This is a genomic window from Modestobacter italicus, from assembly GCF_000306785.1.
GTDB lineage: Bacteria > Actinomycetota > Actinomycetes > Mycobacteriales > Geodermatophilaceae > Modestobacter > Modestobacter italicus.
Genome location: NC_017955.1, coordinates 1,443,019 through 1,455,894 on the forward strand (window position 1 = coordinate 1,443,019; position 12,876 = coordinate 1,455,894).

At 74.9% G+C, this 12,876-nt stretch carries 10 protein-coding genes; 5 read left to right on the forward strand and 5 right to left on the reverse strand.

Translation table 11 applies throughout. The features are described 5' to 3' along the window. Positions 1–3 precede the first annotated feature (3 nt). Positions 4–972, reverse strand: coding sequence for an ABC transporter substrate-binding protein (locus tag MODMU_RS07050; RefSeq protein ID WP_014739513.1), 969 nt, complete (start codon positions 970–972; stop codon positions 4–6). A gap of 263 nt (positions 973–1,235) precedes the next feature. On the opposite strand from MODMU_RS07050, the gene MODMU_RS07055 reads away from it, so the two are divergent. Together MODMU_RS07055 and MODMU_RS07060 are read left to right on the forward strand one after the other, a co-directional pair. Then, positions 1,236–2,234: a class I mannose-6-phosphate isomerase gene (locus MODMU_RS07055; RefSeq protein ID WP_014739514.1), complete on the forward strand. Its 999-nt coding sequence runs from the start codon at positions 1,236–1,238 to the stop codon at positions 2,232–2,234. 73 nt (positions 2,235–2,307) lie between these two features. Next, positions 2,308–3,138: an SRPBCC family protein gene (locus MODMU_RS07060; RefSeq protein ID WP_014739515.1), complete on the forward strand. Its 831-nt coding sequence runs from the start codon at positions 2,308–2,310 to the stop codon at positions 3,136–3,138. 49 nt (positions 3,139–3,187) lie between these two features. On the opposite strand, the gene MODMU_RS07065 is transcribed toward MODMU_RS07060, so the two are convergent. After that, positions 3,188–5,167 (reverse strand): alpha-amylase family protein, encoded by a 1,980-nt coding sequence (locus MODMU_RS07065; protein WP_014739516.1) that lies wholly within the window; start codon positions 5,165–5,167, stop codon positions 3,188–3,190. Between the two features lie 58 nt (positions 5,168–5,225). Continuing rightward, a complete protein-coding gene (locus MODMU_RS07070; protein WP_014739517.1) occupies positions 5,226–6,467 on the reverse strand; it encodes a polyhydroxyalkanoate depolymerase in 1,242 nt (413 codons plus the stop codon). 366 nt (positions 6,468–6,833) lie between these two features. Between MODMU_RS07070 and MODMU_RS07075 the strand changes: the two genes are divergently transcribed. Beyond that, the gene (locus tag MODMU_RS07075; protein WP_014739518.1) at positions 6,834–7,247 is read left to right on the forward strand and encodes a nuclear transport factor 2 family protein; all 414 of its coding nucleotides are present in this window, start codon (positions 6,834–6,836) and stop codon (positions 7,245–7,247) included. A 9-nt stretch (positions 7,248–7,256) separates the two neighbouring features. On the opposite strand, the gene MODMU_RS07080 is transcribed toward MODMU_RS07075, so the two are convergent. Both MODMU_RS07080 and MODMU_RS07085 read right to left on the reverse strand, forming a co-directional pair. Beyond that, positions 7,257–9,845 (reverse strand): bifunctional FO biosynthesis protein CofGH, encoded by a 2,589-nt coding sequence (locus MODMU_RS07080; RefSeq protein WP_231851779.1) that lies wholly within the window; start codon positions 9,843–9,845, stop codon positions 7,257–7,259. 120 nt (positions 9,846–9,965) lie between these two features. Beyond that, positions 9,966–10,478 (reverse strand): flavin reductase family protein, encoded by a 513-nt coding sequence (locus MODMU_RS07085; RefSeq protein ID WP_014739520.1) that lies wholly within the window; start codon positions 10,476–10,478, stop codon positions 9,966–9,968. 35 nt (positions 10,479–10,513) lie between these two features. On the opposite strand from MODMU_RS07085, the gene MODMU_RS07090 reads away from it, so the two are divergent. Beyond that, a complete protein-coding gene (locus MODMU_RS07090; RefSeq protein ID WP_014739521.1) occupies positions 10,514–11,935 on the forward strand; it encodes a dihydrolipoyl dehydrogenase family protein in 1,422 nt (473 codons plus the stop codon). A gap of 3 nt (positions 11,936–11,938) precedes the next feature. Then, on the forward strand, positions 11,939–12,865 hold the full coding sequence (locus MODMU_RS07095; protein WP_014739522.1) for an NAD(+)/NADH kinase: 927 nt from the start codon (positions 11,939–11,941) through the stop codon (positions 12,863–12,865). Positions 12,866–12,876 lie beyond the last annotated feature (11 nt).

The window sequence follows — 12,876 nt, forward strand, 5'->3', positions numbered from 1 at the left end:
GGGTCACCAGCCCTGGTAGTCGGCCACGTTGTCCTTGGTGACGAGGGAGGGCGCCAGCAGGGTCACGCGCTCGGCCGGCTCGTCGCCGGCGACGATGCCCTGGCCGACCTCCAGCGCCTTCAGGGCCATGCCGCCCGGGTCCTGCGCCGCGCTCGCCGCGAAGTTGGAGGACGGGTCCTCGAGGGCGGTGACCGCCTCGGGGGAGCCGTCGACGCCGACGATCGTCACGCCGGTGCGGCCGGCCTGCTGGACGGCGAGGTCGGCGCCCAGGGCCTCCGGGTCGTTGATGGCGAAGATGCCCTTCACGTCCTGGTTGGCGGTGAGCATGTCGGTGGTCAGCGAGAGCCCGCTGGCGCGGTCGTTCTTGCCGGCCTGCCGGGCCACCACCTTGACGCCGGTGTTGGCCGCGAGCACCTCCTCGCAGCCCTTCACCCGGTCCTGCGGTGCCGTGGTCGGGGTGCCCTCGACGACGAGGATGTTGCCGGTGCCGCCCAGCGCGTCGACCAGGGCCTGGCAGGACTGCCGGCCGGCCTCGACGTTGTCGGTGGTGACGGCGGCGTCGGCGCCCTCGGCGTCCACGTCGACGGCCACCACGGTGATGCCCGCGGCCTGGGCGCGGGCGACGGCCGAGGCGATGCCGCTGCTGTCGACGGCGTTGAGCAGGATCAGGTCCATCCCCTGCTGGATGAAGGTGTCGATCTGGTCGTTCTGGGTGCCGAGGTCCTGCCGCCCGTCCTGGACGTTCAGGTCGAAGCCCTGCTCCTTCGCCGCGTCCTCCATGCTCTTCTGCATCGAGGCGAAGAACGGGTTGGAGATGTCCTGGAGCATCAGCCCGACCTTGTCCACCTCGCCGTCGCCACCTCCGCCGCCACTGCCACCGGCGTTGTCGCCGTTGCTGCACGCGCTGAGCGCGACCGCGCTGAGCAGGACCAGGGCCGCGGACGTCTTCCGGGCCCGGAAGGGGGACAGCATGGTGGTTCCTCCGTTGGACTCGCACTCGGGGGTGGGGGCGCGGCTCGGCGGGTCCACGGGCTCGGGACGCCGCTGTAGCCGGTACAGCGCGCGGCAACATTAGCCCTGCTCAGGAGCGGGAGTGACGCAGGTCCCGTCCTGTGTCGCGTGCGGTCGCGCCGCCGTCCGGAGCCGACGTGCCGGCGGTGCGGACCCGCAGGGCATCCTGACCGCGGGCCCGCGCCCACCGTCCGCACGCACCCGACCAGCACCCGAGGCGCCGCATGCCGCTCGTCCCGCTCACCCTGGACCCCAACCAGCCCGCCGACCGCTTCTACGCCGGGGGTGCGCGCATCGCCGAGTTCCGGGGCACGCCGTGGGTGGGCGGGAACCTGCCCGAGGACTGGGTGGGGTCCAGCACGACGCTGTTCGGCGAGCACGAGCTCGGGTTGACCCGGCTGCCCGACGGCCGCCTGCTCCGTGACGTGGTCGCCGCCGACCCGGTCGGCTGGCTCGGGGCGGCGCACGTGGCCCGGTTCGGGGCCGACACCATGCTGCTGACCAAGCTGCTCGACGCGGGGCAACGGCTCCCGGTCCACCTCCACCCGGACGGCGCGTTCGCCGCCGAGCACCTGCAGCGTGCGCACGGCAAGACCGAGGCGTGGGTCGTCCTGCGCGGCGGGGAGGTGCACCTCGGGCTGCGCCGGGACCTGGCGCCCGCGGAGGTGCGCCGGCTCGTGGCGGAGCAGGACGTCGAGGTGCTGCTGGCCGCGATGCACCGCGTCGAGGTGGCCCCGGGCGACGCCGTCCTGGTGCCGGCCGGCCTCCCGCACGCCATCGGGGCCGGTGTCCTCCTCGTGGAGGTCCAGGAGCCCGAGGACCTGTCCATCCTGCTGGAGTGGCGGGGCTTCGCGCTCGACGGTGAGCGCGACGGGCACCTCGGGCTCGGGTTCGACCTGGCGCTGCAGGCCGCCGACCTCAGCGGCTGGTCGCCCGAGCGCATCGACTCACTCGTCGTCCGCCGTCGCGGCCCGGGCCCCGTGCTGCCCGAGCGCGCCGCGGAGTTCTTCCGGGTGGACCGGGTGCTGGGGGGAGACCCCCTGGCCGCCTCCTTCGGGGTCGTGGTGGTCACCCGGGGGCAGGGTCGGCTCCGGGCGGCGGACGACGGGTGGACGGCGACCGTCGGCGCCGGCCAGACCCTCCTCGTGCCGCACGGGGCCGGCGCCCTCGCGCTGGACGGCGACGTCGAGGCGCTGTGGTGCCGGCCGCCGCAGGCCGGCTGACCTCCGCGCTTCAGCCGGGGCAGGTGGGGTAGGTCGCAGGGCAGCGAGTGTCCTGCGACGAAGGAGGAACAGCGTGACCACCAAGGTCGAGGAGTCGATCCAGGTCGACGTACCGGTCAGCACCGCCTACAACCAGTGGACCCAGTTCGAGGAGTTCCCGCACTTCATGGGCGGGGTCAGGGAGGTCCGGCAGCTCGGCGACCAGCGGCTGCACTGGGTGGCCGAGATCGCCGGCGTCCGGCGCGAGTGGGACGCCGCCGTCCTCGAGCAGGTCCCCGACCAGAAGGTCGCCTGGGCCGCCACCGGGGGAGCGACGAACGCCGGCGCCGTCCGGTTCACCCCGGCCGGGCCCGCCGCCACGGTGGTCCACCTGACCCTGGAGTACGAGCCCGAGGGCGTGGTGGAGAAGGCCGGGGACGCGCTCGGCATCGTCGGGCGCCAGGCCAAGTCCGACCTGGCCCGGTTCAAGGAGTTCATCGAGGACGCCGGCTACGAGAGCGGGGCGTGGCGCGGCACCGTCCAGCACGGCGTCAGCGCCGGCACGCCCGGTGTCGAGGACGCCGCGATGTCGCGGGGCGACAGCGGCAAGGCCGGGGTGTCGGCGACGACCGTCGTCGCCGGTGCCGCCGCGGTCGCCGCAGCCGCCGGTGCCGCGGTGGCGGCGTCGCGGAGCGGCTCGGAGGGCGAGCCCCCAAAAGCGACCGCGACGGTCCCGCCGCCGCAGCCGGCCGCGAGCCAGCCGGTGACCGTCGTCGACCAGCCCCCGCCGGACTCGGTGCGCGACGGCGTGCTGATCGAGGAGCACGACGCCGAGGGCTACACCGCGCCGTCCTCCACCGAGGGCGTCGAGCAGACGGTGCGCCGCGACGGCGACGACCCGATGGTCGGCGGCGGGAGCCGCTGAGCGCGACGGCCGGTGGCGGCGGCCCACACCGCCGCCACCGGCCGGTCCGTCAGGGCTCGGCGTACCAGGCGAACCCCAGCCCGGGGACGACGAGCCCGCGGCCCCGCACCTCCAGCGGCCCGTCGCTGCTGAGCACCGGCGCGTAGGTGCCGAAACCGGTGACCGTGTCGGCGTCGACGACCGCCGGCATCGAGGCGAAGTTGGCCAGGCCCACGAAGGAGCCGCTGCGCGGGTGCCGGCGCCGCCAGACGAGCACCCGGTCGCTGCCCGCGGTCAGCACGCTCGGCTCGGCCCCGCCGCGCAGGGCCGGCAGTGCGCGCCGCACCTCGCCCATCTCGCGCAGCCCGGCGAACACCCGGCCCTCCAGCGTCGCCGGGTCGTGCCGGCGTCCGACCGCGGTCCAGTCCATCGGCGGGCGGTGCATCCACCGGTTGTCCGGGGCGCGCTCGGGGTCGGCCAGGTAGCCGGTGTCGTTGCGCATGCCGATCTCGTCGCCCATGTAGAGCAGCGGGATGCCGCCGAAGGAGAAGGCGACCGAGTACATCAGCAGCAGCCGGCGCACCCCCCGGTCCAGGGCCGCGGCGTCGTCCTTCTCCAGGGCCGACTCGATGCCGCACAGCGAGGCCGCCGTCCCCGAGATCCGGGCGTCGCCGGTGAGCGGGTTCTCCTGGAACAGCGCCCCCCTCGCCGGGGAGTGCGGGAAGCGGCCGGAGAAGAAGTCGTTGAGGAAGCGCCGGTGCGCGTCACCGTCGGCGCCGATGGCCGCGGCGTCGGTGTCGCTGACCGCCCAGCCGATGTCGTCGTGCCCGCGCACGTAGGTCACCCAGCTCGCGCCGGTGGGGATCGGCCGCATCCGGCGCAGCGCGGCGATCGCCAGCCGGGCGTCCTGCGCGGCCACGCTGCTCCACAGCAGCACCATCAGCTGGTTGTGGTAGGCCAGCTCGCACTCCGGCCGCTCCCGGGTGTGCGCCCCCAGGTAGGGCACCAGGTCCTCCGGCGCGACGATCGCCTCGGCCTTGAACACCACCGCCGGTGCCGCGACCCGGGTCAGCGCGTGCAGCAGCTGCACCAGGTCGTGGACCTCGGGCTGGTTCTGGCAGTTGGTGCCCAGCCGCTTCCACATGAACGGGATGGCGTCCATCCGGAACACCTCGACGCCGCGGTTGGCCAGCCAGGTGATCTCACCGAGCATCGCCAGGGTGACCTCGGGGTTGGCGTAGTCGAGGTCCCACTGGTAGCTCCAGAACGTCGTCCACACCCAGCCGCCGGCGCCGCCGCACGCCTCGGGCACCCAGCTGAACGAGCCGGGCGCCCGGTCGGGGAAGACCTCCGGGATGGTCGCCTCGTACGCGTCGGGCAGCCGGCGGTCGGGGAAGGCGGTGTAGAAGTCGGCGTAGGCCGGGTCGCCGGCCAGCCAGCCCCGCGCCCACGGGTGCTCCGCGGCGGTGTGGTTGAGCACCAGGTCGATGCACAGGCTCATGTCGTGCCGGCGCAGCGCCGCGGCGACCGCCTCGAGCTCGGCCATCGTGCCCAGCCGGGGGTCGACCTCGCGGTAGTCGGCGACCGCGTAGCCCCCGTCGTTCTCGCCCTCGCGCGGCCGCAGCAGCGGCATCAGGTGCAGGTAGGTGGTGCCCAGCTCGGCGAGGTGGTCCAGCCGGGCGGGCAGCTGGCCGAGCGTGCCGCAGAACCGGTCGACGTAGCAGACGTAGCCCTGCATGCGCTCGCGCTGGAACCAGTGCGGGTCGATCTCCCGGCGCCGGTCCAGCACCCGCAGCTCCGCCGGCCGCTCGGCGGCGGCCGCGAGGACCAGCCGCAGGGCGCGGTCCAGCAGCTCCTCGGGGTCGGCCCGCTGGCCGTAGAGCGCGACGAGGGGGGCGTGCACGTCGACCAGCGCGACCTCGACCCGGGTCAGGAAGGCGTCGGCCTCGGCCGCCCCCAGCGCGGCCTCCGCGTCGGCGGCCAGCTGCGGCCGCAACCGCCGCCAGGCCTGCTCGGCGGCGCGGGGGCCGCCCGGGTCCACCGCGGTCACCGGCGCGGTCCCGGCCGCTCCCGGCTCCCCGGTGCGCCCTCCGTCGGGCATCGGGCGGTCAGGCCGGCGAGGCCATCGGCCGGGCCTCGTCGGCCCCGGCGATGAAGTCGCGGACCACGGGGTGGACCTCGGCGTCCCAGCGGGAACCGCTGAACACGCCGTAGTGGCCCACCCCCGGCTGCAGGTGGTGGTGCCTGCGGTCGGCCGGGATGCCGGTGCAGAGGGCGTGCGCGGCCTGGGTCTGCCCGGGGGAGCAGATGTCGTCGTCGGCGCCCTCGACGGTGAGCAGGTCCGTGCCGGAGATGGCCCCGGGATCGACCGGGGTGCCGCGCCAGGTGAAGGTGCCGGTGGCGAGGTCGTTGTCCTGGAAGATGCGGCCGACCGTCTCGAGGTAGAACTCGGCCGGGACGTCCATCACGGCGCCGTACTCGTCGTAGAAGGCGCGGGTGCTGGCGGCTCGCGCGGTCTCACCGGCGACCAGGTCCCGGTAGAGACGGGCGTGGGCGCTCAGGTGCCGCTTGGGGTTCATCGACATGAACGCGGTCAGCTGGACGACGCCGGGGTAGACCCGGCGCCCGGCGCCGGGGTACCGGGCGGGCACCCTGTCGATGAACCGGCGTTCGAAGGACGTCAGCGGCCTGGTCGCGGCCATCGTGTTGAGCCGGTTCGGGTTGACCCGGGTGTCGACCGGTCCGGCCATCAGGGTCAGGCTGCGCGGCTGGGCCTCGTCGCCGGCGGCGGCCAGCAGTGCGACGGCCGCGAGCACCGGGACGGCGGGCTGGCAGACGGCGACGACGTGGCAGCCGGGGCCGAGGTGGCGGAGCGCGTCCATGACGTGCTCGATGTACTCGTCCAGCCCGAAGCGGCCGTCCTCGACAGGGACGTCCCGGGCGTTGTGCCAGTCCAGGACGTACACGTCGTGGTCGGACAGCAGGGTGCGGATGGCCGGCCGGATCAGCGTCGTGAAGTGCCCGGACATGGGCCCGACGACGAGCACCCGGGGCTGCCCGGTGACCGACGGCTTCCGGAAGTGCAGCAGCGTGGCGAAGGGTGTGCTCGTCTCCGGGTGCTCGGACACCTCGGCCGGTCGGCCGCCGACCGGCACGGAGTCGATGCCGAACGCCGGCCGGTCGTGCGTCGGCCGGGCATGGGCGACGATGTCGCAGGCAGCCCGGAGGTGCCGGACGCCGGGCGCGGCGAGCGGCGCGGGCAGCGCGCTCAGCACCCGGGCGGTCCTCGCGGAGACCGCCACCGCCGGTGAGGTCAAGCGACGGTGCACTTCGTACGCGGCGTAGAGCATGCAGACCTGCCTGTTGCGTCAGCGGAGGTGCAGTGGCGCACCTCACATTGCGGCACTGTATCGATGCGTCCGAGGAGTCCGCGCGGGAACACCGGCAGGGCGCGGGACGCGCAGCGGGCAGGCGGCCCGACCGGGCGCGTGCTCGTCAGGCCGAGGTGATCGAGCGGGTGTGCGCCCGCCGGCCGCGTCGGGACGGGCGGTGGCCATCCGCTCGGCGCTGGCAGGCCAGCGAGGCGATGCGACCGGTCACCGAGCGTCAGGACTGCCGGTGGTCCGGCGATCGTCCAGCTGTTCATCGACGGAGGCCGTCGACGGACCCTCACCGGGTCCTACCGTCGAGTCCCCACACGGGGCCAGGAGGCGTCCATGACGCGAGCAGCCACCGACAACGTCACCGTGATGCGGGGCGCCTACGAGGCCTTCGGCCGTGGGGACGTGCCTGCCGTGATCGCCCTGATGGACGACCGGGTCGAGTGGAACGAGGCCGAGGGGCACCCGTGGTACCCGGGCCGGCCGCTGCGCGGACCGCAGGAGGTCGTCGACGAGGTCTTCGTGCCGCTCGGCCGGGCCTACGAGGGCTTCCGCATCGACCTCGACCGGTTCCTCACCGACGGCGACACCGTGGTCGTGCAGTGCCGGTACCGCGCGACGAGGGCCCTCGCGACCGGTCGGCCCCTGGATGCCCAGGCGCTGCACGTCTGCGACCTGCGGGAGGGCAAGGTGGTCAGGTTCCAGCAGTACGTCGACACCCGTCAGCTCGCGGCGGTGCTGGGAGCCTGAGCGCGGGCCTCAGACGAGCTTGAGGGTGAGCGCGGCCCGGCCGGCGTCGGTGCGGGCGGTGGCCATCCGCTCGGCGCTGGGCGTCCCGTACTCCGTCGTCCGCTGCCGGGCCGGGCGGCCGATGGCGGCGGCCATCGCCTCCAGCTCGGCGATCGTCTTCAGCGACCCGTTGCCCGACCCGGCCATCCGGCTGATGGTCTCCTCCATCAGCGTGCCGCCCAGGTCGTTGGCGCCGCCGTTCAGCATCGCCTGCGTGCCGGTGTCGCCGAGCTTGACCCAGGAGGTCTGCACGTTGTCGATCCGGCCGTGCAGCAGCAGCCGCGCGACGGCGTGCACCGCCCGGTTCTCCCGGTTCGTCGGCCCCGGACGGGCGACCCCGGCCAGGTAGATCGGGGCGTTGTGGTGCACGAAGGGCAGCAGCACGAACTCCCGGAAGCCACCCGTCTCGTCCTGCAGGGCGGCCAGCGTGCGCAGGTGGGCCACCCAGTGCGCGGGGGTGTCGACGTGCCCGTACATCATCGTGGAGGTGGTCGGCAGCCCGACCTGGTGCGCCGTCTTGACGATCTCCAGCCAGGCCGCGGCGGGCAGCTTGCCCTTGGTCAGCACCCACCGGACGTCGTCGTCCAGGATCTCCGCCGCCGTGCCGGGCAGGCTGTCCACCCCGGCCTCCTTGGCCGCGGTGAGGAAGTCGCGGTAGCTCAGCCCGGTGCGCGCCGACCCGTTCACCACCTCCATGGGGGAGAAGGCGTGCAGGTGGATGTCGGGACGGCGGGACTTCACCTCCCGGGCCAGGTCGAGGTACGCCGTGCCGGGCAGGTCGGGGTGGATGCCGCCCTGCATGCAGATCTCGGTCGCGCCGCCGGCCCACGCCTCGTCGACCCGGTCGCCGACCTGCCGCATCGACAGGGTGAACGCGTCGGCGTCGGTGCGCCGCTGGGCGAACGCGCAGAACCGGCAGCCGGTGTAGCAGACGTTGGTGAAGTTGATGTTCCGGTTGACCACGTAGGTGACGTCGTCGCCGTTGACGTCCCGGCGGACCGCGTCGGCCAGCGCCGCGAGCGCCTCCAGGTCGGTGTCGTCGGCGCCCAGCAGCGCCAGGTACTCGGCGTCGCTCAGCCCGGCGGGGTCGGTCTCGGCGTGCCGCAGCGCGGCGTGCACCTCGGGGTCGCCGGCCGCGATCGCGGTGGAGTGCCCGTCCCGGGCGGACGTGGTCGCCTCGCGCAGCTCCGCCCAGTCGCCGTACACGGCGTCGAAGTCGCTGCGCCGGTCGCCGGTGCGCCCGACCGTGTCCACCTCGACGTGCAGGTCGACCCGGCCGCTCGACGTCCAGGCCTCGTCCGGCTCCTGCCACGGCAGCCCGACCGGCAGCCGGCCCTCGACCGCCAGGCCGTCGGGGCCGGCGAGGGCGACGACGTGCGGGCGCACCCGCGGGTCCAGCCACGGCTCGGGCTGCAGGACGTAGCCCGGCTGGGCGACCAGCCGCTCGCGCAGCGTGAAGCCGGCCTCGGCGGTGAGCGCGGCGAGCTTGTCGGTGTGGGGCCAGGGCCGCTCGGGGTTGACGTGGTCCGGCGTCAGGGGCGAGACCCCGCCCCAGTCGTCGACCCCGGCGCGCAGCAGCAGGCCGAGCTCGGTGGAGTCGGAGAGGTTCGGCGGTGCCTGCACCCGGGCGGCGGGTCCGAGCACCAGCCGGCTGACCGCGACGGCGGCGACGTACTCCTGCAGGCCGAGGTCGTCGTGGGCGGCCATCGCGGTGCGCGGCTTGGCCCGGAAGTTCTGCACGATGACCTCTTGCACGTGCTGGTGCCGGCGCGCGGAGGCCCGGATCTGCAGGATCGCGTCGACCCGCTCGGCATAGTCCTCGCCGATGCCCAGCAGCACCCCGGTGGTGAACGGGACGGCGGAGCGGCCGGCGTCCTCGAGCACCCGCAGCCGGACGGCGGGCTCCTTGTCGGGGCTGCCGAAGTGCGGGCCGCCGCGCTCGGACCACAGCCGGGTCGCGGTCGTCTCCAGCATCATGCCCATCGAGGCGGCGACTGGCTTGAGCCGCTGGATCTCCTCCCAGCTGAGCACGCCGGGGTTGAGGTGCGGGAGCAGCCCGGTCTCCTCCAGCACCCGGATCGACATCGCCCGGAGGTAGCCCAGCGTGGAGTCGAAGCCGTGCGCCTCGAGCCACTCGGCGGCGACCGGCCAGCGCTCCTCCGGGCGGTCGCCGAGGGTGAACAGCGCCTCCTTGCAGCCCAGCGCGGCGCCCTGGCGGGCGATCTCCAGCACCTCGTCCGGCGACAGGAACGGTGCCTTGCCCTCGGCGCGCAGCTGCCCGGGCGTGGTCACGAACGTGCAGTAGTGGCAGCGGTCGCGGCACAGGTGGGTGAGCGGGATGAACACCTTGCGGCTGTAGGTGACCACCCCGGGGCGCCCGGCCGAGGCCAGCCCGGCGTCGCGGACCCGGGAGGCGGCGGTCAGCAGCCGGTCCAGCGGCTCGCCCTCGGCCAGCCCGCGGGCGTGCAGCAGCGTCTCGGCCTCGGTGGCGTCCAGGGTCACCCCGCGATCGGCGCGGACCAGGGCGCGGCGCAGGGCGGACTCGGACGGAGCGGGCATGGCGGGCATCGGTCCTGACGCTAACCCCGGCACGTGACGCCCGCGTTCCCCGCCCTGCGTTCCACCACCGAAGGCGCGCTCTTGGCGGCTAGGACGACCGCCAGAGGCGCGCCTTCGGCGTCAGGGACGGCGGAGGGGGTGGCCGGCGCCGTCGGTCCAGCGGCCGCGCAGCCGCAGCAGCGGGTCGCCCTCGGCGGCGAGCACCGGCAGCGCCTCGACCGACAACAGCACCAGCACGTGGCTGCCCGCCTCGACCACCGAGGCGACCCGGCAGTCCAGCGCGGCGAGCGCCCCGTCGAGGGCGATCGCGTCGCTGACCGGCGCCCGCTGCCAGGGCACCGACTCCAGCAGGTGCCGGGCCGAGGGCCGCCCCGCGGAGGAGAACCGGCTGGCCAGGATCGCCTGGTCGGCGGCCAGCACGTTGAGCACGCCGGACCCGACGGACTGCAGCACCTCGGCCGGGTAGCCGTCGGCGGCCAGCCCGATCGCCACCAGCGGCGGGTCGGCGGACACGCTCATCACCGAGGTCACCGTCGTCCCGACGTCGTCGATGTCGTCGCGCACGGTCAGCAGCACGACGCCGGCGGCGTACTGGCGCAGGGCGGCTGAGTACTCCGCGGGATCGACCGGCATGGCGGTCAGTGGAGCACAACAGACAGGATGGCCGGGTGACAGACGCGGAGCAGACGTACGACGTCATCGTCCTGGGCGCCGGTTCGACCGGGGAGAACGTCGCCGACATCGCCGTGCGGGGTGGCCTCACCGCCGTCCTCGTGGAGAGCGAGCTCGTCGGCGGGGAGTGCTCCTACTGGGCGTGCATGCCCAGCAAGACGCTGCTGCGGGGCAGCGAGGCCATCGCCGCGGCGCGCGCCGTGCGCGGTGCGGCGGAGGCGGTCACCGGCGAGCAGGACGTCGCCGCCACGCTGGCCCGCCGCGACGACTTCACCAGCCACTGGGACGACGCCGGCCAGGTGAGCTGGGTCGACGGGGCCGGCATCGCGCTGGTCCGGGGGCACGGGCGGCTGGCGGGGGAGAAGCGGGTCGTGGTCGCCCAGCCCGACGGCACCGAGCTCGTGCTGGTCGCCCGGCACGCGGTCGCGGTCTGCACCGGCTCCCGGGCCGCCGTCCCCCCGGTCGACGGGCTCGCCGACATCCAGCCCTGGACGCCGCGGGAGGCGACCAGCGCCAAGGAGGCGCCGGGCCGGCTGCTGGTGCTCGGCGGCGGCTACGTCGGCTGCGAGATGGCCACCGCCTGGCAGCAGCTGGGCGCCTCGGTGACGCTGCTCCAGCACGGCGAGCGGGTGCTGCCCGACCTCGAGCCCGCCGCCGGCGACGCGGTCGCCGCCTCGCTGCGCGCGCTCGGCGTCGACCTGCGGCTCGGCACCCGGGTCGACTCCGCCCGGCGGGAGGGCGGCGAGGTGGTGCTCGGCTGCGGCGACGAGGAGGTCCGCGGCGACGAGGTGCTCGTCGCGACCGGCCGGACGGCGAACTCCGACGCCATCGGCCTGGAGACCGTCGGGCTCGAGCCGGGCGGGTACCTGGAGGTCGACGAGACGCTGCAGGTGGCGGGTGTGCCGTGGCTCTACGGCGTCGGCGACGTCAACGGCCGCGCGCTGCTCACCCACATGGGCAAGTACCAGGCCCGGCAGGCCGGCCACGCCATCGTGACCCGCGCCCGCGGCGAGCAGGTGGACCTCGGCGACTGGTCGCCGTCCGTGGCCACCGCCGACCGCCGGGCCACCCCCAGCGTCGTCTTCACCGACCCGCAGGTGGCGGCGGTGGGGCTGACGGCCGCGCAGGCGGAGGAGCAGGGACTGCCGCACCGGGTGGTCGAGTACGCGATCGGCGGCGTCGCGGGCGCGGGCGTCTACGCCGACGGCTACACCGGGACGGCGATCGCCGTCGTCGACACCGACCGGGAGGTGCTGCTCGGGGTCACCTTCATCGGCCCGGGCGTGGCCGAGCTGCTCCACTCGGCGACGATCGCGGTGGTCGGCGAGGTGCCGATCAGCCGGCTCTGGCACGCCGTCCCCTCCTATCCCACGATCAGCGAGGTGTGGCTGCGCCTGCTCGAGACCTGGCGGGGCTGACCGGTGCACGACGGCAGCCGGATCGGGCTGGTGCTGCACCCGGTCCGCAACTGCGGCGGGGCGGTGGGTCAGGTGGCCGCCTGGACCTCGACCCACGAGGTCGAGCTGGTCGCCGCGGCCGCCGACGTCGAGCGGCTCGGGCTGCGCGGCGTGACCCCGGTCGACGTCGAGGAGCTCGCCGGCAGCGTCGACGGGCTGATCGCGCTCGGCGGCGACGGCACGCTGCTCGGGGCGATGCGGCTGGTGGCGGCCAAGCCGGTGCCGGTGCTGGGGGTCAACTTCGGCCGGCTGGGCTTCCTCACCGAGGTGGAGGCGCGCGAGCTGGACGGCGCGCTGACCGCGATGGCCGAGGGGCGCTCGACGATCGAGCCGCGCAGCTGCCTGGTCGTCCGCGGGCCGGGCTGGGAGGCGGTCGCGTTCAACGACGTCGTCCTCGCCCGGGTGCCGGGCCAGGGTCAGGTGGAGGGCGTGCTGTCGGTGTCCGGACGGCGGTACGGCCGGTACCGCTGCGACAGCCTCATCGTGTCCAGCCCGATGGGCTCCACGGCCTACAACTACGCCGCCGGCGGACCGGTGATGAGCCCGGGCGCGGAGGGCGTGCTGGTCACCCCGTCGGCGCCGATGAGCGGGATCAGCCGCACGGTCATGGTGGGGCCGGCCGAGCCGCTGTCGCTGGAGATCACCGGCGGCCGGCCGGCCATGGAGATCGACGGCGTCTGGTCCGGCGAGTGCGCGGTCGGGGACGTGGTGGAGGTGACCACCCGCCCGGACGCCGGGCTGCTCGTCCGGATCACCGACTCCCGCGCCGCCGACCGCAGCCGGGTGAAGCTCTCCCTGCTCGACCTGCCGCTGCTGCCCGACGAGCTGGTCGAGCTGGTGCCCGACGACCTGCGGCCGCCGCACGCGCCGCAACCGGCCGTTCCCGAGTGAGCGGGGCTGTC